This window comes from Galbibacter sp. (assembly GCF_035306585.1).
Lineage (GTDB): Bacteria > Bacteroidota > Bacteroidia > Flavobacteriales > Flavobacteriaceae > Galbibacter.
Genome location: NZ_DATGNU010000098.1, coordinates 41039 through 62714, shown reverse-complemented (window position 1 = coordinate 62714; position 21676 = coordinate 41039). Strand labels below are relative to the sequence as shown.

Annotated in this window: 13 protein-coding genes; 6 read left to right on the top strand and 7 right to left on the bottom strand. The window is 39.0% G+C overall.

Annotated features, from left to right (window positions below; all coding sequences use genetic code 11):
• Positions 1 to 201 precede the first annotated feature (201 nt).
• The 6 genes from purL to VKY50_RS09510 all read left to right on the top strand — a co-directional run bounded on the left by purL (position 202) and on the right by VKY50_RS09510 (position 11858).
• Entirely contained in the window at positions 202 to 3882 is a 3681-nt protein-coding gene (gene purL, locus VKY50_RS09535) for a phosphoribosylformylglycinamidine synthase (RefSeq protein ID WP_324301233.1), read from the top strand.
• A 129-nt stretch (positions 3883 to 4011) separates the two neighbouring features.
• Positions 4012 to 5784, top strand: a complete 1773-nt coding sequence (locus VKY50_RS09530; RefSeq protein WP_324301230.1) for an AMP-dependent synthetase/ligase — start codon at positions 4012 to 4014, stop codon at positions 5782 to 5784.
• 150 nt (positions 5785 to 5934) lie between these two features.
• A complete protein-coding gene (locus VKY50_RS09525; protein ID WP_324301228.1) occupies positions 5935 to 6372 on the top strand; it encodes a MarR family winged helix-turn-helix transcriptional regulator in 438 nt (145 codons plus the stop codon).
• A gap of 54 nt (positions 6373 to 6426) precedes the next feature.
• On the top strand, positions 6427 to 8832 hold the full coding sequence (locus VKY50_RS09520) for a 3-hydroxyacyl-CoA dehydrogenase/enoyl-CoA hydratase family protein (RefSeq protein ID WP_324301226.1): 2406 nt from the start codon (positions 6427 to 6429) through the stop codon (positions 8830 to 8832).
• A 24-nt stretch (positions 8833 to 8856) separates the two neighbouring features.
• Complete coding sequence (locus VKY50_RS09515; protein WP_324301223.1) at positions 8857 to 10044, top strand: acetyl-CoA C-acyltransferase; 1188 nt, start codon at positions 8857 to 8859, stop codon at positions 10042 to 10044.
• 14 nt (positions 10045 to 10058) lie between these two features.
• The gene (locus VKY50_RS09510; RefSeq protein ID WP_324301221.1) at positions 10059 to 11858 is read left to right on the top strand and encodes an acyl-CoA dehydrogenase family protein; all 1800 of its coding nucleotides are present in this window, start codon (positions 10059 to 10061) and stop codon (positions 11856 to 11858) included.
• A gap of 199 nt (positions 11859 to 12057) precedes the next feature.
• Here the strand turns inward: VKY50_RS09510 and VKY50_RS09505 are convergent, their stop codons facing one another.
• The 7 genes from VKY50_RS09505 to bshC all read right to left on the bottom strand — a co-directional run bounded on the left by VKY50_RS09505 (position 12058) and on the right by bshC (position 21566).
• Positions 12058 to 13011 (bottom strand): NAD(P)H-dependent flavin oxidoreductase, encoded by a 954-nt coding sequence (locus tag VKY50_RS09505; RefSeq protein ID WP_324301219.1) that lies wholly within the window; start codon positions 13009 to 13011, stop codon positions 12058 to 12060.
• 67 nt (positions 13012 to 13078) lie between these two features.
• Positions 13079 to 14266 (bottom strand): tRNA 2-thiouridine(34) synthase MnmA, encoded by a 1188-nt coding sequence (gene mnmA, locus VKY50_RS09500; protein WP_324301217.1) that lies wholly within the window; start codon positions 14264 to 14266, stop codon positions 13079 to 13081.
• Positions 14267 to 14469: 203 nt separating this feature from the next.
• Positions 14470 to 16356, bottom strand: coding sequence for a membrane protein insertase YidC (gene yidC / locus VKY50_RS09495; protein WP_324301215.1), 1887 nt, complete (start codon positions 16354 to 16356; stop codon positions 14470 to 14472).
• A gap of 99 nt (positions 16357 to 16455) precedes the next feature.
• Complete coding sequence (locus VKY50_RS09490) at positions 16456 to 18072, bottom strand: CTP synthase (RefSeq protein ID WP_324301213.1); 1617 nt, start codon at positions 18070 to 18072, stop codon at positions 16456 to 16458.
• Positions 18073 to 18187: 115 nt separating this feature from the next.
• A complete protein-coding gene (locus VKY50_RS09485) occupies positions 18188 to 18418 on the bottom strand; it encodes a DUF3820 family protein (protein WP_324301210.1) in 231 nt (76 codons plus the stop codon).
• A 1-nt stretch (position 18419) separates the two neighbouring features.
• Positions 18420 to 19790, bottom strand: coding sequence for a pyridoxal phosphate-dependent decarboxylase family protein (locus tag VKY50_RS09480; protein ID WP_324301208.1), 1371 nt, complete (start codon positions 19788 to 19790; stop codon positions 18420 to 18422).
• 162 nt (positions 19791 to 19952) lie between these two features.
• A complete protein-coding gene (gene bshC / locus VKY50_RS09475; RefSeq protein ID WP_324301206.1) occupies positions 19953 to 21566 on the bottom strand; it encodes a bacillithiol biosynthesis cysteine-adding enzyme BshC in 1614 nt (537 codons plus the stop codon).
• Positions 21567 to 21676: the final 110 nt, after the last annotated feature.

Below are 21676 nucleotides of genomic sequence, written 5' to 3'. Positions count from 1 at the left end.
CCTGTAACTAATACTAGGATCAAGCGCCAATAAGGTATACTACAGCTGTCAATCACCATAAAGTGGAAATGCAATTTAATGCCTTAATTTTGAATTTAAAATCACCAATTATAAGTAGCCTGAAATAGGATAGAATTACTTAAATTTGCACTTTATTTTTATAGAACAGGTCTCATTAAAGGACATAAACACCGCAACCCTATGATTCTTTTCTTCGGAAACCCGAAAATTAAGGTTTACGCCGTTCAAACAAATAGCGAACTTTCTCAGGAAGATACCTCAAAACTTGTTTGGTTATTTGGCAATCAGCCACAAATAGATTCGGCGTCCATTGACGCTTTTTTTATTGGCCCTAGAGCAGCAATGATCACACCATGGAGTACCAATGCCGTGGAAATCACACAAAACATGGACATTCGAGGAATTATTCGAATCGAAGAATTTCTCTCATGCTCCAGTGATACTACCGATTTTGATGTGATGCTATCTCAAAAATTTGATTCCTTAAATCAATCCATCTTCCAAGTGGATATTGAGCCAGAATCAATTAAAGAGATTGATGACATCGCCGCATACAATATTCAAGAAGGGTTGTCATTAAATGAAGAAGAGGTTGATTATCTCAATCAACTAGCAGAAAAATTAGGCCGTAAATTAACTGATTCAGAAGTTTTTGGTTTCTCTCAGGTCAATTCTGAACACTGTAGGCATAAGATTTTTAATGGTACTTTTATTATCGATGGTCAAGAAAAAGAGCTTTCCCTTTTTAAATTGATTAAAAAAACTTCTGAAGAAAATCCCAATACAATTGTTTCTGCCTACAAGGATAACGTTGCATTTTTAAAAGGGCCTAAAGCAACTCAATTTGCACCTAAAAGCGCAGAACATCCTGACTTCTATCAGGAACAACAATACGATTCGGTATTATCTATAAAAGCAGAAACTCATAACTTCCCTACCACTGTAGAGCCATTTAATGGCGCTGCAACAGGATCGGGAGGAGAAATACGAGATCGTTTAGCTGGAGGAAAAGGTTCATTGCCATTAGCAGGCTCTGCAGTTTATATGACCTCATACTCACGATTGGAAAAAGACCGTCCCTGGGAAAACAATATGGAAGAGCGAAAGTGGTTATACCAAACCCCTATCGATATCCTAATAAAAGCCTCCAATGGAGCGTCTGATTTTGGAAACAAATTCGGACAACCTTTAATTAATGGTTCAGTCCTTACTTTTGAACATGACGAGGCTCATGATGAATTAGGAGACAAGGCCAGAAAACTCGGTTTCGATAAAGTCATTATGCTAGCTGGTGGGATTGGCTATGGAAAACAATCCCAAGCTATAAAAGGAAAGCCAGAACCTAGTGATAAAATTATTGTATTAGGAGGTGAAAATTACCGTATAGGTATGGGAGGCGCCGCTGTTTCCTCTGCAGATACTGGAGAATTCAGCAGCGGGATCGAACTTAATGCTGTACAACGCTCCAATCCTGAGATGCAAAAACGTGTAGCCAATGCAGTTAGAGGGATGGTAGAGAGTCAAGAGAACCACATTGTTTCCATTCATGATCACGGAGCAGGAGGCCATTTAAACTGTCTCTCAGAACTAGTTGAAGATACTGGTGGACACATTGATCTGGATAAACTACCAGTGGGTGACCCTACGCTATCTGCTAAAGAAATCATCGGTAATGAATCCCAAGAACGAATGGGCCTTATTATTGCCGAAGAAAATAAGAATAAACTCATTAAGATCGCAGAACGCGAACGCACCCCTCTCTACGAAGTAGGTGAGGTATCGGAAGATCAGGTGTTTAGTTTTCAATCTAAAACCAGTGGTGAAAAACCGATGGATTTAGCGCTTTCCGATATGTTCGGTAGCTCACCTAAAACAGTTATGACCGATGCCACTATTGAAAGAACTTATAAAGATCAACCATACTCCTTAGAGAACCTTCATAGCTACCTAGAAGCGCTTTTACAATTGGAAGCTGTTGGATGTAAAGATTGGTTAACTAACAAGGTGGACCGATGTGTCTCAGGACTTGTTGCCAAACAACAGTGTGTTGGGGAACTTCAACTGCCTTTAAACAACTGTGGGGTAATGGCTTTGGATTATAAGGGAAAAGATGGCATTGCAACCGCCATAGGTCATTCTCCAGTAGCTGCACTTATTGATCCTGTTGCTGGGAGTAGAAACGCCATCGCAGAAGCGCTGACCAACATTGTTTGGGCACCACTTGAGCAGGGTCTTAAATCGGTTTCCCTATCAGCCAACTGGATGTGGGCTTGTAAAAATGAAGGAGAAGATGCTCGATTATACAACGCAGTAGAAGGCTGTTCTGAGTTTGCCATTGCCCTTGGAATTAATATACCTACAGGCAAAGATTCCCTTTCGATGAAACAAAAGTATCCAGATGGCGAAATTATTGCTCCAGGGACCGTGATTATATCAGCTGGAGGTCATTGCAGTGATATTAAAAAAGTAGTCGAGCCAGTCCTTAAACCAAATGCAGGAAGCTTGTATTATATCAACTTATCAGAAGATCAGTTTAAATTAGGAGGTTCTTCTTTTGGTCAAATTATTAAAACCATCGGAAGCCAAGCGCCGACGGTAACCAACCCTGAAGGATTTAAAGCAGCATTTAACACCTTGCAGGAGCTTATCAAAAACGATAAGATTGCTGCAGGCCACGATATAGGTAGTGGTGGATTAATTACTACTTTATTGGAGATGTGTTTTTCAAATACGGATCTGGGAGCTCAACTTAACCTTTCATTGCTTGGAGAGGAGGATTCTATTAAAGTCCTCTTTAGTGAGAACACAGGTGTAGTCATCCAGGCCAAGGATGATACTGCTGTTGAAACAGCTTTTAAAAATAATGGAGTCAAAGCACATAAAATTGGTAAAGCAGTTGAGGGAGATCGACTTCAAATACTAAATAATCAAGATAGTTTCTCCTTTAGCGTAAGCCAACTTAGGGATGTGTGGTTTAAAACCTCCTATCTTTTAGATCAAAAACAAACCAAGAATGATCTTGCAACGCAGCGATATAACAATTATAAAGTTCAACCATTGCGTTATGAATTCCCAAAACACTTTACTGGAAAACTTCAACCTGTCAGTGGAAAGAGGCCTAAAGCGGCTATCTTACGTGAAAAAGGAAGTAATTCTGAGCGCGAGATGGCCCATGCCATGTATTTAGCTGGATTTGATGTTAAAGACGTTCACATGACTGATTTAATAAGTGGTCGTGAAACATTAGAAGATATCCAATTCATAGGATCAGTAGGAGGCTTTTCTAATTCCGATGTATTGGGATCAGCAAAAGGATGGGCAGGAGCATTTTTATATAATGAAAAAGCCAACCAAGCACTTAAGAAATTCTTTAAAAGACCAGATACTCTTTCGGTAGGTATTTGTAATGGATGTCAACTTTGGATGGAACTCGGGTTGGTTTATCCAGATCACGAGCAAAAACCACAAATGCATCCTAACAAAAGTGGGAAACACGAGAGTATTTTCACCTCGGTAACCATCCAAGAAAACAATTCAGTAATGTTAAAATCTTTAGCTGGAAGCACTTTGGGAATTTGGGTTTCCCACGGAGAAGGTAGGTTTACACTCCCATATCCAGAAGATCGATACAACATTGTCGCTAAATACGGGTACCAAGAATATCCAGCCAACCCGAATGGATCGGATTACAACACCGCTATGATGGTTTCTGATGATGGAAGACACCTGGTTACCATGCCACATTTTGAAAGATCCATTTTTCAGTGGAACTGGGCGAATTACCCAGAAAATAGAAACGATGAAGTTTCTCCATGGCTAGAGGCGTTTATCAACGCTAGAAAATGGCTGGAAGACAAATAAAGAAGGAACAGATACCTTCCCATATAAAAAAAGGAGTTGTTGGCCAACAACTCCTTTTTTTATATCTTCTTTTGAAAATAGTCAGCAAATTTCATATTTTGCATAGTATAATTCTTATTACTAATAATCATGACTAAGGTAACCCGTTTGTTTGATTTCCCACATTATCAGCTGGAGAAATTCAACTTAGAAACTGCATTTGCAACCAAACACAATAACAAATGGGAGACTGTTTCCTCTCAAAATTATGTCGATCGGGCCAATCAATTGAGTCGTGGTCTTCTTCGATTAGGGGTACAGCCTAATGATAAAATTGCCATAATCTCGCATAACAATAGTGCGGATTGGAATATTGCAGATATTGGCATTTTACAAATTGGTGCACAGAACGTCCCCATCTACCCTACCATATCCGCAGAGGATTACTTGTATATTTTAAATCACTCGGAGTCGAAGTACTGTATTGTGAGTGATATGGAAATTTTAGAGAAGTTGAATTCGATAAAGGAAAAAGTTCCCTCTTTAAAGGAAGTTTATTCTTTTAGAGAATTAGAAGGGGTTAAAAGTCTAAAGGAAGTATACACTCTGGGTGAAGATCAAAGCAACCAACACGAAGTTCAATCGAGAATGGATGCAGTATCTACCGAAGATTTAGCGACACTTATATATACCTCAGGGACCACAGGAAAGCCAAAAGCTGTCATGCTCTCACATAATAATATTGTATCCAATGTATTGGGCAGTGAGGAGCGCGTACCACTTACAACAGGGGACAAAGCACTTAGTTTTTTACCCATCTGTCACATATTCGAGCGTATGGTGGTTTACCTTTATCAGTACTGTGGTATTAGCATTCATTTTGCCGAATCCATAGACAAGATGAGTGATAATTTAAAAGAAGTTAAACCGCATGTAATGACGGTTGTACCGCGCCTTATTGAAAAAGTATATGATAAAATACAGGCCAAAGGAAGTGAATTAAGTGGAATCAAGAAGAAATTATTCTTCTGGGCTATTGAATTAGGAGAAGTTTTCGAACCCTATGGAGCCAATGGTCCTTGGTATGAATTTAAATTAAAGATAGCGCGTAAGCTCATTTTCAGTAAGTGGCAAGAAGGTCTTGGGGGGAACTTAAAAATATTGGTCTCAGGAAGTGCAGCTCTTCAACCTAGGTTAGCTCGAATATTCGGCGCTGCTGGAATACCTGTGATGGAAGGGTATGGACTCACTGAAACCTCTCCTGTGATTGCGGTAAATGACCAGAACAACCGCGGTTGGAAAATCGGGACCGTTGGTCGTATGCTTCCCAATGTCGAAGTTAAAATTGCAGAAGACGGAGAAATTCTGTGTAAAGGGCCCAACATCATGTTAGGTTATTATAAAGATGAAGAAAAGACCAAAGAGGCCATGGAAGGTGAATATTTCCACACGGGTGATATCGGGCAAGTTGATCCTGACGGCTTTCTAAAAATAACCGATCGTAAAAAAGAAATCTTTAAAACCTCAGGCGGTAAGTATGTCGCACCCCAAATGATAGAAAATCAAATGAAACAATCCCGATTTATTGAGCAGATCATGGTTGTTGGAGAAGGTGAAAAAATGCCTTGCGCACTGATTCAACCTAATTTTGAATTTGTTTACAAATGGGCCAGACGACAAAAAATCGACATCGCCGATAATCAAGCGCTTGTTAAAAACCCAAAAGTAATCGAACGCATCGGGGAAGAAGTTTCCAAATACAACCAACAATTTGGGCGATGGGAACAAGTTAAGAAATTTGAATTAACTCCAGATGAATGGAGTGTGGAGCAGGGGCATCTCACACCTACTTTAAAACTCAAGAGGAGAATCATAAAAGAAAAATATATGGATCTCTATAAATCCATGTATAAACCAGAATAATATACCAACAAATTGAACGCTTCCCATCGGAAGCGTTTTTTTGTATAGCGATCTTAAATCAGGGTTTTAAAATATTATCAAAAAATTCATCTATTTACTATGCATGCATAATAAATTATTCGTATATTTGGGTATGACCACATTAGAATAATGAAGGATAAGACTATAGATTTTGTATTAAGAGCTACTTGGCAAGCAGTAGCCAAGATGTATAATGAAGAAGCTGCCAAAGAACAAAGTACCATGGCCATCGGATTTACCTTGTTGAGTATTGATCCTGAGTCTGGATCTTCGTCCACTACATTAGGACCGAAAATGGGGATGGAAGGCACAAGCCTCTCTAGGATTTTAAAAAGTATGGAAGAGAAAGGTTTAATTGTCCGGCGACCAAACCCCAATGATGGACGCGGTGTGCTGATATGTTTAACCGAATTTGGAAAACAAAAAAGAGACTTTTCGAAAGAGGTTGTTCTTAGATTTAACGACATCGTTCGAAATCATGTTACCCAGGAGGATTTAAAAGGATTCTATAAGGTCACTAGTGTGATCCATGAATTGATATCAGAGAAAAAAATATATTCCAATTAAAAAATTGGAAAAAGCCATATTACCACAGATAAATATTAAAAACCCAAACACAAAATGAAAAGACATATTAAAAAAGTAGCGGTGATCGGCTCAGGAATTATGGGGAGCGGAATTGCATGTCATTTTGCCAATATTGGTGTGGAAGTTTTATTGTTAGACATTCTACCAAGAGAACTCAATGACAAGGAAAAGGCAAAAGGCCTTTCGATGGAGGATGCCGTTGTTAGAAATCGTGTGGTAAACGAGAACCTACAAGCTGCATTAAAATCGAACCCCTCTCCTATTTATAATAAAAAGTTTGCGGATCGTATTTCCACTGGAAATCTCGAAGATGATATTTCTAAAATTAAACATGTAGACTGGATTATAGAGGTCGTAATTGAAAGACTCGACATTAAAAAGTCGGTTTTTGAATCCATAGAAAAACATCGAAGTCCGGGAACCCTTATTACCTCCAATACCTCTGGGATCCCAATCCAATTTATGAATCAAGGGAGAAGTGAAGATTTCCAAAAACATTTTGCTGTAACCCACTTTTTTAATCCTCCCCGATATTTAAAACTCTTTGAAGTGGTTCCAGGTCCTAATTGTAAAAGTGAGGTGGTCTCTTTTTTAATGGAGTACGGAGAGAAATTCCTTGGTAAAACTTCTGTGCTAGCCAAAGACACCCCAGCCTTTATCGGAAATCGTATTGGTATATTTGGGATACAAAGCTTATTCCATCAGGTTAAAGAGATGGGACTAACGGTATCTGAGGTTGATAAATTGACTGGTCCCGTAATTGGACGACCAAAATCGGCTACATTTAGAACGGTAGATGTAGTAGGACTAGATACCCTTGTACATGTAGCTAATGGTTTATATGAAAATTGTCCACAAGATCAGGCAAGAGAATTATTCAAACTACCTGATTTCATCCAAACTATGATGCACAACAATTGGTTGGGTAGTAAAACTGGTCAAGGATTTTATAAAAAGATAAAAAATAAAAGTGGCAAGAGCACTATACTAGAACTCAATTTAGATACCCTAGAATACCAAGAAAGTAAAAAGACACATTTTGATACTTTGGAGCTCACCAAGTCCGTAGAACGCGTCTCAGATAGATTTCCAATACTGGTTGGTGGCAAAGATAAAGCTGGTGAATTTTACCGAAAGAACTTTGCCTCTCTTTTTGCCTATGTGCAAAATAGAATCCCTGAAATATCAGATGAGTTGTATCGTATCGACGATGCAATGAAAGCTGGTTTTGGGTGGCAACATGGTCCTTTTGAGATTTGGGATGCTATAGGAGTCGAGAAGGGAATAGCACTAATGAAAAATGAAAACCTCGAAGTAGCCTCTTGGGTGACTGAGATGGTGAACGCGGGTTCTACTTCATTCTATACCGTTAAAGAAGGAGCTACTTATTACTATGATATCCCTAAAAAGCACTATCTGAAAAAGCCCGGACAAGACGCCTTTGTTATTCTAGACAACATAAGAACCACAAAAGAAGTATGGAAAAACCCAGGGATAGTGATTGAAGATCTGGGTGATGGTATACTCAATGTTGAGTTTATTTCAAAAATGAATACCCTCGGAGGTGAAGTTATCCAAGGGCTAAACAAAGCGATCGATATCGCTGAAAAGGATTTTCAGGGATTAGTCATTGGAAACCAAGGTGCCAATTTCTCCGTGGGAGCCAATATCGGAATGATCTTTATGATGGCTGTGGAACAGGAATATGATGAGCTTAATTTTGCCATTAAGACCTTCCAGGATACCATGATGAGAATGCGATACTCCGCCATCCCTACAGTGGCCGCTCCACACGGCATGACACTAGGAGGAGGTTGTGAATTATCCATGCATGCCGATAAGGTAGTCGCAGCTGCTGAAACTTATATAGGATTAGTTGAATTTGGTGTAGGGGTCATTCCAGGCGGTGGTGGATCAAAAGAAATGACCTTACGAGCTGCTGATCTCTTTAGAAAGGATGATGTTGAACTCAATGTCCTTCGGGAACACTTCTTAAATATTGGAATGGCTAAAGTATCTACTTCTGCCTATGAAGCCTTTGATTTGAATATACTCCAAAAAGGAAAAGACATCGTTGTGGTAAATAATGATCGATTGATTGCCGAGGCCAAAAAGCATGCCCTAATTATGGCAGAGGCTGGATATACCCAACCTGTTAAACGAAAAGATATTAAGGTATTAGGAAAACAAGCTCTCGGTATGTTTCTGGTAGGAACCGATGCCATGAAGGCTGGAGGATACATCTCAGAACACGATTTGAAAATTGCCAACAAATTGGCCTATGTAATGGCGGGAGGTGACTTATCTGAAGCCACTTTGGTTTCAGAGCAGTATTTACTCGATCTAGAACGTGAAGCTTTCCTATCCCTATGTACGGAACGAAAAACCTTGGAGAGAATACAACATATGTTGAAAACAGGTAAACCACTTAGAAATTAAATTTTCAAATCAAAAAATTAGAACATGAAAAATACAGCATATATAGTACAAGCTTACAGGACTGCGGTTGGAAAAGCACCCCGAGGCTTACTCCGTTTTAAAAGACCCGATGAATTAGCTGCAGAGACGATCCAACACATGTTAAAGCAGGTACCCCAGCTTGATGTTAAACGAATCGATGATGTCATTGTTGGAAATGCCATGCCAGAAGCAGAACAAGGATTAAACATGGGACGCTTGATCTCCTTAATGGGATTAGGTGTTGAGGAAGTTCCTGGAGTAACGGTCAACAGATATTGTGCTTCTGGTTTAGAGACCATCAGCATCGCAACTGCAAAAATACAATCAGGGATGGCCGATTGCATCATCGCTGGTGGAGCAGAAAGCATGAGTTATATTCCAATGGGAGGTTATAAACCAGTACCTAATTATGAAGTGGCCAAAAAGGGACATGAGGATTATTATTGGGGAATGGGGTTAACTGCTGAGGCAGTTGCAAATCAATACAAAATATCACGTGAGGAACAAGATGAATTTTCTTATAACTCTCACCAAAAAGCTTTAAAAGCCATTAAAGAGAATCGATTTAAAAATCAAATTGTTCCCATAAATATAGAACAGGTCTATGTCGATAAAGCAGGTAAAAAGGCTACCAAACAATACATTTTCGATACTGATGAAGGTCCTAGGGCAGATACTTCCAAAGAAATATTAGCCAAACTTCGTCCTGTATTTGCTCAAAATGGAAGCGTAACTGCTGGAAATTCATCACAAATGAGTGACGGAGCGGCGTTTACTTTAGTGATGAGTGAAAAAATGGTCAAGGAGCTCAATTTAGAACCCATCGCAAGGTTAGTTTCATTTTCAGCTGTTGGTGTGCCACCCAGGATTATGGGAATAGGCCCTATTAGAGCTATTCCAAAGGCACTAGATCAAGCAGGGTTGAAATTAAACGACATCGACCTAGTGGAGTTAAATGAAGCTTTTGCTTCGCAATCTGTAGCTGTTATTAGAGAGACAGGTTTAAATCCTGATATTGTCAATGTCAATGGTGGAGCTATTGCTTTAGGACATCCACTTGGATGTACAGGGGCAAAACTCTCCGTTCAATTATTTGATGAGATGAGAAAACGTAAAAACAAATATGGTATTGTTACCATGTGTGTAGGTACTGGGCAGGGTGCTGCCGGCGTTTATGAGTTTTTAAACTAAAAAAACAAAGTGTGATGGAAACCAAACAAGAAACAATTAGAGGTGGTCAATTTTTAGTAAAACAGACCAAGGCAGCGGATGTTTTTACTCCAGAAGATTTTTCGGAAGAACAACAGATGATGCGCGATGCAGTAAAAGAATTTGTAGATCGAGAGGTATGGCCACATAAGGATCGATTCGAAAATAAAGACTACGGCTTTACAGAAGAGATTATGGGTAAAGCTGCAGAGCTTGGATTATTAGGAACCGCTGTACCTGAGCAGTACGGTGGTTTAGGAATGAGTTTTGTAACCACCATGCTAGTGTGTGACTATATCTCAGGTGCCACTGGTTCATTGGCTACGGCATTTGGAGCACATACTGGTATCGGGACAATGCCAATTCTATTATATGGAACAGAAGAACAAAAGCAAAAATATGTTCCCAAACTGGCCACAGGTGAATGGTTTGGTGCATACTGTTTAACAGAACCTGGTGCAGGTTCTGATGCCAATAGTGGTAAAACCAAAGCGGTATTGTCCGATGATGGAAAACATTATTTAATCAGTGGGCAAAAAATGTGGATATCCAATGCAGGCTTTGCAAATCTTTTTATCGTTTTCGCCAGAATTGAAGACGATAAGTATATCACTGGATTTATTGTAGAGAACGATCCTGAAAATGGTATTACTTTTGGCGAAGAAGAGAAAAAACTAGGGATTCATTCTTCTTCCACCCGCCAAGTGTTTTTTAACCAGACCAAGGTGCCCGTTGAGAACATGTTATCCGAACGAGGAAATGGATTTAAAATTGCTATGAATGCTCTTAATGTTGGTAGAATTAAATTGGCTGGAGCGTGTTTAGATGCACAGCGCCGTGTGATCACTGAGGCTATAAAGTATGCCAATGATCGCATTCAGTTTAAAACGCCTATAAGTCAGTTTGGTGCCATTAAAGCAAAAATAGCCCAAATGGCAACAGCAGCCTATGTGGATGAATCTGCGGTATATAGAGCGGCTAAAAATATAGAGGACAGAATTGCGATCCGAATAAGCAATGGGGAGAGCCATCAGGAAGCGGAACTCAAAGGATTTGAAGAATTTGCTATTGAATGTTCAATTCTAAAAGTAGCAGCTTCTGAGCACTGTCAAGACTGCACTGATGAAGGAATCCAAATATTTGGAGGAATGGGCTTTTCTGCAGACACTCCCATGGAGTCTGCATGGCGAGATGCTCGTATTTCAAGAATATACGAAGGAACCAACGAAATCAATAGAATGCTCTCTGTGGGCATGTTGATCAAAAAAGCGATGAAGGGTCATGTAGATTTACTAGGTCCTGCAATGGCAGTGAAAGAGGAGCTAATGGGGATCCCAGACTTTAACACTCCTGATTACTCTGAACTATTTGCAGAAGAAAAACAAATCATCGCAAATCTTAAAAAAGCATTTTTAATGATTGCAGGTTCCGCTGTTCAAAAATTTGGGCAAGATCTAGAGGAACATCAACAGATTTTAATGGCAGCATCAGATATTCTTATTCAAATTTATATGGCTGAATCAGCCCTTTTGAGAACACAAAAAAATGCTAATAGATTTGGTGAGGATTCACAAAAGCATCACATAGCGATGGCAAAACTTTACCTCTTTAACGCAGTAGAAAAAGTAAATGCAAAAGGTAAGGAAGCTATCATTTCAATTGCTGATTCAGATGAACAACGAATGATGCTTATGGGGCTTAAACGCTATACAAAATATACCAACTTCCCTAACATTGTAGACCTCCGAAATACTGTGGCCGACAAAGTTATCCAGGAGAATGCATATTGCTTTTAGAAAGTTTTAATAATATATTTCATAGAGGGTGAGAATAGCTGTTGTACACTTTTAGTCAGCAGCTATTTTTTTGGGGTCCGTATTTTAATACATATAATGGAACCGCTATCAACATTTGGACAAGGGTGTAAATCCAGATCGTTCATATGGTTGTAATAATGTGGGATTATTGAAAATACATTGTTGAATAGTTTCATCCCTATATATCATAACCTCTACTTTTAATTTCTTGTAAACAAGACCGATACTCTGAAACAATTTCTTGGACAATGGTTGCGACAGGCTTAATAGCATTAATCAGCCCACTTATCTGACCAATTTCAAGTTCACCTTGTTCGAGATCGCCCTCAAACATGCCCTTTTTTGCTCGACCTCTACCTAGATGAGTGGCTAAAACTTCTTTTGAAGCACCTTGGGAGTATAAATCTTCAATTTCATGAAAAAATTTGTTCTTCAGTAACCTCACTGGCGTGAGTTCTTTTAAGGTGAGTTTAGTATCGCCCTCTTTGGAGGCAACCACCATTTCTTTGAAATTTTGATGTGCTGAAGCCTCATCACTTGCCACAAACCGACTTCCGATTTGTACTCCTTCAGCTCCAAGGACTATAGCCGCTAGCATGGCCCTACCTGTTGCTATTCCTCCAGCGGCAATTAAAGGAATGTCCAACACCCTTCTGACCATAGGTATTAAACTCATGGTAGTGGTCTCTTCTCTTCCATTATGACCTCCAGCCTCGAATCCTTCAGCCACAACGGCATCTACTCCAGATTGCTGCGCTTTTAATGCAAACTTTACGCTACTTACCACGTGAACCACTGTTACACCATGTTCTTTTAAAAATGGCGTCCAAGTACTAGGATTACCTGCCGAGGTAAATACAATTTTAACCCCTTGCTCTACTACAATTTTGAGCAACTCCTCAATATTTGGGTAAAGTAAAGGAATATTAACACCAAAGGGTGCTTTGGTTGCCTGTTTGCATTTAGCAATATGCTCCTCTAGCACAGGAGGATACATAGATCCCGCCCCAATGATTCCTAAAATACCAGCATTCGAAGCTGCTGAGGCAAGTCTCCAACCACTGGTCCAAACCATACCCGCTTGAACAATCGGGTATTTAATTCCAAAAAGTTGTGTGATTCTATTGTCCATAGCTCAAAGATAAGAAAGCATTTTGAACCTAAGAACGATAAATTAAACCCAGCAAAAGCTACCGCTTTTAGCCAATAACGCCAGAACCAATCAATTCATCACCAGAATAAAAGGCTACAAATTGCCCTTCGGTGATCGCACTTTGTGGCTGATCAAAATCAACATATAAACCACTTTCTACTTGGTAAAGGGTTGCTTTTTGAAGAGGCTGACGGTATCGTATGCGCGCCATTACTTCAAGTTGCTGATCTGGTGCTAATGCTAAATCCTCACGAACCCAATGCAATTCTTCTTTACTCACAAACAATGCTTTTCTAAACAAGCCAGGGTGGTCCTTCCCCTGTCCTGTATAAATTACATTTTGATCCACGTCTGTCTCTATCACAAAAAGTGGTTCAGGTGTACCTCCCACTGCTAAACCTTTTCGTTGACCTTTTGTAAAATAATGAGCGCCTTGATGTTTCCCAACAACTTTTCCTTCGGAGACATTGTATGTAAGGCGTTTCGAATTGTAGGCTAATTCGTCAATTTTATTTTCAAAAATTCGCAGCTCTTTTTTCTTAAGGACGCTTTCGGAATCAATCTCTACGATCTGCCCCTCTTTGGGTTTTAGTTTTTGTTGTAAAAATTCCGGTAGTCTGACTTTTCCAATAAAACAGAGTCCTTGTGAGTCCTTTTTATCAGCGGTGATCAATTCATTTTCTTGGGCTATTTTCCGAACCTGAGGTTTAATAAGCTCTCCTATTGGAAAGAGTGTTTTACTGAGTTGTTCTTGGGATAATTGACATAAGAAATAAGATTGATCCTTATTGGGATCCTTTCCTGCCAATAGACGATGAATTTCTTTTCCATCCACTGTGATGGTGTCCTTTCTACAATAATGTCCAGTGGCTACATAGTCTGCTCCTAAACTAAGCGCAATTTTAAGGAACACATCAAATTTGATCTCTCTATTACAAAGCACATCAGGATTTGGTGTACGCCCTCTTTCGTACTCGTTAAACATATAATCAACGATACGCTCTTTGTACTGCTCACTTAAATCCACAGTCTGAAAAGGAATCCCTAGTTTTTCTGCTACCATCATAGCGTCATTGCTATCCTCTAACCAAGGACACTCATTTGAAATGGTTACAGAATCATCATGCCAATTTTTCATAAATAGGCCAATCACCTCATACCCTTGTTGTTTTAAAAGGTATGCAGCTACACTAGAGTCTACTCCTCCAGACAAACCAACGATCACTCTTTTCATCCTCCTTAATTTATTAGGGGCAAAATTACAAAATTCACCTATACGTTATAGTCGAACCCACCCATGTTACCTTTCAATTCTACTTGCCTAAAGATTTTAAAATCTTTTTTAAAATTAAAAGGACGAAAAATTTTATAATTCTCGTCCTTTTAAATCTAATTTATATGCTTACCTAGTATCCCTAAAATACTCACCTACAGGAATTATTTTTTCTTTTTCTGCTGGGCTTCCGCCTGTTCCATCATCTCACGCATTTTACGTTGGAACTTATTTTCTTTTTTAGGCTTTTTCTTATTCTCCTGGATCTTATCATGGATTTTATCTTCGTCAATGATATAATTTTTAATCACAAGCATTATAACTATTGTGATCAAATTGGAAATGAAGTAATACAAACTCAATCCACTAGCATAATTGTTAAAGAAGAACAACATCATAACCGGAGAGATGTATATCATGATTTTCATGATACTACTCATATCAGGCATTCCTTCTTGGGTAGGTTGTTGCATAGCTTGTTGTTGCCCTGTGGTCATTTTCATATAAAAGAAAATGGCAACAGAGGCTAAGATAGGGAACAAACTTACATGATCTCCATAGAATGGTATGCTAAACCCTTCAGGGAATTTGTAAATAATATCGTAGGAGGAAAGATCATCTGCCCATAGGAACGACTTATGTCTTAACATAATGGCCGTTGGGAAGAACATGAACAGGGCATAGAATACTGGTAACTGCAGTAAGGCAGGGACGCATCCACTCATTGGGCTTACTCCTGCTTTACCATAAAGCTTCATAGTCTCCTGTTGACGCTTCATTGGGTTGTCTTTAAACTTATCGTTAATTTCCTGAATCTCTGGACGTAGCACTTTCATTTTAGCCTGTGACAAGTACGATTTGTAAGTCACTGGTGAGAGCACAATTCGAACCAATATAGTCATTACAATAATGGCAATTCCATAGGGAAAGACTGTACTCAAAAATCCAAAAAGTGGGGTGAAAATATGTTTGTTAATAAACCCAAAGATTCCCCATCCAAATGGGATAGATTCAGAAAGATCAAGTCCTTTATAATCATTAAAAATCCTAGCATCCGTTGGTCCGTAGTACCATTTTAAATTTGAATTTAACTCTCCCCCTTGTATCTGCAAAGGAAGGCTAGAGGTATAAAGTTTCGTAAACTTCTCTTCAATAGATTCATCTTCAAATAATTGTTCTGAAGTTAAACTGACACTTGAAAATTCATTTGGATTAATTAATATCGAACTAAAAAAGTGCTGTCTATAAGAAATCCATTTTACATCATTAACGGTATCTTCATCATCCCCCCCTTGAGATAGTTTGTTACTGTTCCCATCTTCTAAATAGGATAAACGGGTGTAACGATTCTCATATTGGATACTTTGGCTTTGACGAATCGATTTTTGTTTCCAGTTCAGCTCTACTGGTTGAGAACTGTTTAACACATTAGAGAGCCCTTGGGAACGGATCGTATAATCCATCATATACTCCCCTGGCTTCAACTCGTAACGGTACTCCAAATATTGATTATCGGAAGCCTTTAGTTTCATAGAGAGTACTTGCGTGTCTCCATTTTTAGTCAAACTAGGTTCAAAATATAAATCTTGTGTGTTGAGTGTTCTGTTATCTGTCGTTGAAAAGGTCAAATTAAAAGATGCATTGCCATCCTCTACCAGATAAACGGGTACAGAATCATACCGGCTAAAATTTTTCAAAAGAACTTCAACGATTTGACCACCTTTATTACTGACCTTAAAACGAACTTTGTCATTTTCCAGGGTAGTCACATTCTTTGTTGCCGAAGGTAAGGAGGCGGAATATGCGAAAGACCCTAAACTACCTTTGTATGCAGCCAGAGCAGTGGAATCTTGTAAATTCACTTGTGGCGTTTGCTCAGTTAATACATTGCTCTTATTTGCTTGCTCCTGAGCCTGAACTTGCTCTTGTTTAGCCTTTTGTTCTTGAATCTCCTGTTCTGTCGGTGCATTGTTGTATAACACCCAAATAAGTATAGCACCTATAAGTACAAAACCAATAATAGAGTTTAGGTCAAACTTTTTTTCTTCCATGTAATCTAATCATTAAATTTTTTTCATTTGGAATACCCTGAATCAAGTGTACTCAAAGATGTGTCCAAACGCTAGTTGTCTGTCAAAGTGACATTTATATTATTTGCTATTTTTATAGTCTAATGTAGCTTTCACAAAAGCTACAAACAATGGATGTGGGCTGGCAACGGTACTTTTGTATTCTGGATGATATTGAACTCCCACAAACCAAGGATGATCAGGTATTTCAATTACCTCAACAAGGCCGGTATCTGGGTTAACACCACTAGCCTTTAAACCAGCAGCTTCAATTTGATCCTTATAGGTATCATTGAACTCATAACGATGTCTATGACGCTCTGATATTAGGGTTGATCCATAGATCTGATAAGCTAAAGTTCCTTCTTCTAAGGCACAATCCCATGCTCCTAACCTCATCGTCCCACCCATTTGAGTGATATTCTTTTGCTCTTCCATAAGATCGATAACAGGATTGGTTGTATTGGGATTCATCTCTGTAGAGTTGGCATCGTTGAGTTGAAGTACATTTCTAGCAAATTCAATGACAGCCATTTGCATACCCAAGCAGATTCCTAAAAATGGAATCTTATGAGTACGTACATATTGAATTACTTCAATCTTGCCTTCTATACCTCTTTCCCCAAATCCAGGTGCTACCAGTACACCGTCTAGGTGTGCAATTTTGTTCTCGAGAATATCTTTTGTAATGTGCTCTGAGTGTATGTATTCCACTTTGACTTTGACTTCATTTTCAGCTCCCGCATGTATAAAGGATTCAAGGATCGATTTGTAACTGTCTTGAAGTTCCACATATTTCCCAACAAGCCCAATGTGAACTTCGTGTCTAGGATTTTTGTGTCGACCAAGGAATTGATTCCAACGCTCTAAATCTGGATGCGCTTTTTCCTCAAGGTTTAATTTTTTCAGAACGACCTTATCCAATCCTTCTTCCAACATATAATTTGGAACATCGTAAATGGTGGATGCATCTATGGATTGAATTACAGCCTCTGGTTTGACATTACAGAACAAAGCTAATTTCTCTCTTAAGTCCGCAGAGAGTTCATGCTCAGTACGACATACTAAAATATCCGCCTTTATACCGCTTTCCATTAAAGTTTTAACAGAATGTTGCGTTGGTTTAGTCTTTAATTCCCCTGCTGCAGATAGATATGGTACCAGGGTGAGATGAATCACAATACTGTTATTATCTCCTAATTCCCACATTAACTGTCTAACGGATTCAATATATGGCAAGGATTCAATATCACCTACGGTTCCTCCAATTTCTGTGATTACAATATCATATTCACCACTTTTACCTAGAAGCTGAATCCGTTCTTTAATTTCATTGGTGATATGCGGAACTACCTGAACCGTTTTTCCCAAGAATTCGCCACGGCGCTCTTTCTCTATCACACTTTGGTAAATACGTCCAGTGGTCACATTGTTGGCCTGAGAGGTGTTCACATTCAAAAAACGTTCATAATGACCTAGATCTAAATCTGTTTCAGCTCCATCGTCCGTTACATAGCATTCTCCATGCTCATATGGATTCAAAGTTCCAGGGTCTACATTAATGTATGGATCAAGTTTTTGAATTGTCGCTTTGTAGCCTCGTGCTTGTAATAATTTTGCCAACGATGCTGCAATAATTCCTTTACCTAATGAAGACGTAACTCCACCGGTCACAAAAATGTATTTGGTAGCTGCCATTATATCTACTTAATTGATTTTAAACGCTTTAATAAGGATGACCGAAATAGTCGCGGCAAAAATACAAATAAGAATTAAATAAACACTTTTAAAGGGATTTGATTTTACCTAAAAGTCAGTGCATTTGACTTTTAATTTTTCGAACAAGATGCTCAAGGCCATTAACTTTAATCTCGTACATGGCCTCGAGTTGTTGTCCTAGTTTTCCTTTTGGGAAACCTTTTTGTTTAAACCACACATAGTAATATTCAGGAATATCCACCAAATAGTAATCCTTGTACTTTCCAAAAGGCATTTTAGTCTTAGCTAGTTGCAAAAGAAATGTCCTGTTTTCAAGAGTATTCATTCTAATTCATGGAATTTAAGATCGCCAGAACATCCTCCTTTGTGGTATCTGGGTTTATAAAACAAAATCTTGCCACAGTTTCAAAATTATCCCCTGTTCTCCACTTAGTCGGTGTGACAAGTGCAAATCCTTCGCGGTGATTTTTATAGGTCCAATTACGGTAGTCATCAGGAGTCCATCCTTTTCTTCTAAAAAGAACGCAAGACAAACTAGGCTCTCTGACTAGTTCAACGTTTGGATTTTCTGTGATGAGCTCTCCGGCGAGTAAGGCCAGGCTTATGCCCTGTTCAACGGATGATTTATATTTATCCGTACCATGCATTGCTAAAGAAAACCAAAGCGGTAAACCTCGGACTCTACGCGTTAATTGAATTTGATAATCAGAGGGGTTAAAGCCATGTGCACCTGAGTCTTTAAAAATCTCTAAATAGGATCCTTCCTGAGAATGGGCTTCTTTGGCTAACTCTGGGTTTTTATAAATGATCGCACCGCAGTCATAGGGTGAAAATAGCCATTTATGAGGATCTATCGTGATACTATCTGCTCTTTCAATTCCATTGAACAAATGTCGAACGGAATCAGCAGCCAAAGCTCCTCCCCCATATGCGGCATCCACATGAAACCAAAGATTCTCCGCCTCACAAATGCTTGCAACACCATCTAAATCATCAATAATCCCTGCATTGGTAGTACCTCCTGTGGCCACCACTGCAAAAAGACGCCGGCGTTGCTCTGGATGAAGGCTAGCGATTTTTTCTTTTAAATCCTCTTTATTCATACGGTCTTCGGTCTCCACTAACAATACATCCACATCGATGACCTTAGCCATCGCTTTTATGGATGAGTGCGCTCCAACAGAGGTAATCATCAACCCCTTTTGACCGATATTCTCTGGGTCTTTTCGCCAATTTTCACGTGCCGTTACCATGGCTGACAAGTTTGCAGCGGTTCCTCCACTTGTAAAGACTCCAAAAGCGCCCTTTGGAAGTCCAGTTAATGACACCAACCATTTCATAGCTTCCATTTCACAAAATATGCCACCTGCACCTTCCATCCAATACGCTCCATGGATACTAGAAGCAGAGGTCACTAAATCAAACATAATGGAAGCTCTCGTTGGCGAAGCTGGAACAAATGCCAGGTGTCTTGGGTGGTCAATTGGAACCGTGGCCTTAATTAAAACATCTTTAAACAACTCAAATGCGCGCTCCCCGCCTATTCCTTGTTCGGTAATGGTTTCGCCTACCAAGGCTCTTAATTCATCCTCAGATTTCGGATGTCCTAACTCTGGAGAAACAGTAGTAATCCTATTTAAAACGTATTTCATGACATCGAGGGTCATTTCTACGCTTTCCATGTCAATATCGTACATAAACACTATTTTGGACAAAGGTAGCCTTTTGAACCGTTTTTAGACGAAAATTACGGCCATCCTTCTAAGAAAAATAACCGCCTAGGTACTTTCTAACTGAATGTGAGTCCTTAAGATCAAAGTGTTTGATCTCGAAATGAAGGATACTAGAAGAAAAGCAGCTTACATTCGAATAACAGCAAAAGCTCCACGCAAAGGATCAAGCTCTTTTAAAAGACGTTCGATAAATAAGGGGCCGTATTGCACATATAAGTTGGAAAAATTATCAGTTCGCTCCTGTAGGTTTCCATTAGGAAATAGTTCATTTTGAAGTGATACTAACCTTCGCACTTCATCTGACAGTTTATTCTTTTGGGCCTTTAACAGGCGTTTTTCCAAGCGGTCAAGGCCTTGGAGTTGTTTGACTTCTTGAGCCTTTACCGCGCCCAAAAAAGTCTTATCAGTTTGTTCAGCGATCTTATACATATCTTGGAATTGCTCCTGAAGATATTTTTTTTGTTTGCTGAAATCAATATCAATATTGCTGATTTCTCTTATCTTACTATTTATAAAAGAATTCTTATCTAAGAAAAGCTGCGCATCACTAATGTTCAACTTTTGTAGCTTTTTGGATTGTTTCTCTGAGATTATTAATACAGAATTTCTAAGGAGTAACATTGGAAAGGTCACCTTTTGAGTTTTAAAAAATTCTTTGAGCTCCAGCCAATAAGCCAATTCACCTCCCCCTCCTATATAACAAAGATTCGGTAAAATAACCTCTTGATACAATGGTCTAGTCATCACATTGGGCGAGAACCGCTCCGGGTAATTAGTAAGCTCCTCCTCCAATTCTTGATCACTCCAACCTAACTCAGTATTGTTTACCCTAAAGCCAGTTTGGGTTTTTATAATGCGCTCCCTTAAGCCCGTCTGTAAGTAAAATAAATTAATCTCTCTTGGATTCACTTGGATCTTATAAGAAGCATCTACTTTATTTAAATTTGAGATGGTCTGCTCCACTGTCTTTTGGGATGTAGCTTCGAAGAGCTCCTGTCTCATATATGGAATAAAATGGTGTTTTAATACCTTATCCGAAGCATCTAAAATAACCAGTCCTTGGTTGGAAAATAACTGATTTACCATGTATCGTGTTGCATCCGTTAAGTTCTTATGTTTCATATAGGCATTTCGAAATAGCTCCACCAGCGCCTTGGCCTGTACACCCTTTCCGATCTCTGATGAGAAAAGCTCCAGAACGGAATCCAAACCTTCGGTGGGATAAGCTCCCACCATACCACCTTGCTCCTTAGTCCCAGGACCTTGCCATTGGAATTTCTTTCCATTGAAATTAAAAAAATTAATCTCCTCAAAATCATGGTCCTCACTGGCCATCCAATACACTGGTACAAAACGGTTATCGGGATGTTGTTTTTGCAATGCTCTACAAAGATTTATGGTACTCACAATTTTGTAAAGAAAATAAAGCGGTCCTGTAAATAAGTTTAACTGATGTCCTGTAACGACCGTAAAAGTATTTTCATCGGCTAAGGCGGTGATATTTTCTGACGTTAAATCGGATGTTTGAAAATCTTTATATTGATCCGCCAACACCTTGGTTAGTACCTTTCTATTTTCGTGAGAAAACGACCTTTTCTTTTCCTTTAGTTGTTCTGCAAAATTTTCAAGATGTGGAAATCGATTATAGAATGGTTGTAACTCCTTCTTCTGATCGAGGTAATCACATATAAGTTTTGAAAAATAATTTGTTTGTTGAAAAGATAAATAGGATGTTGGCATAGTATATTTAAAATATCTCCCTTTGCTAATACACAGGGTTCTTATAATTTATCGATTTAAGTCGTTTACTAAAACGAGAACTTACCGCCAGTTTTAATTTAATTGGAAGG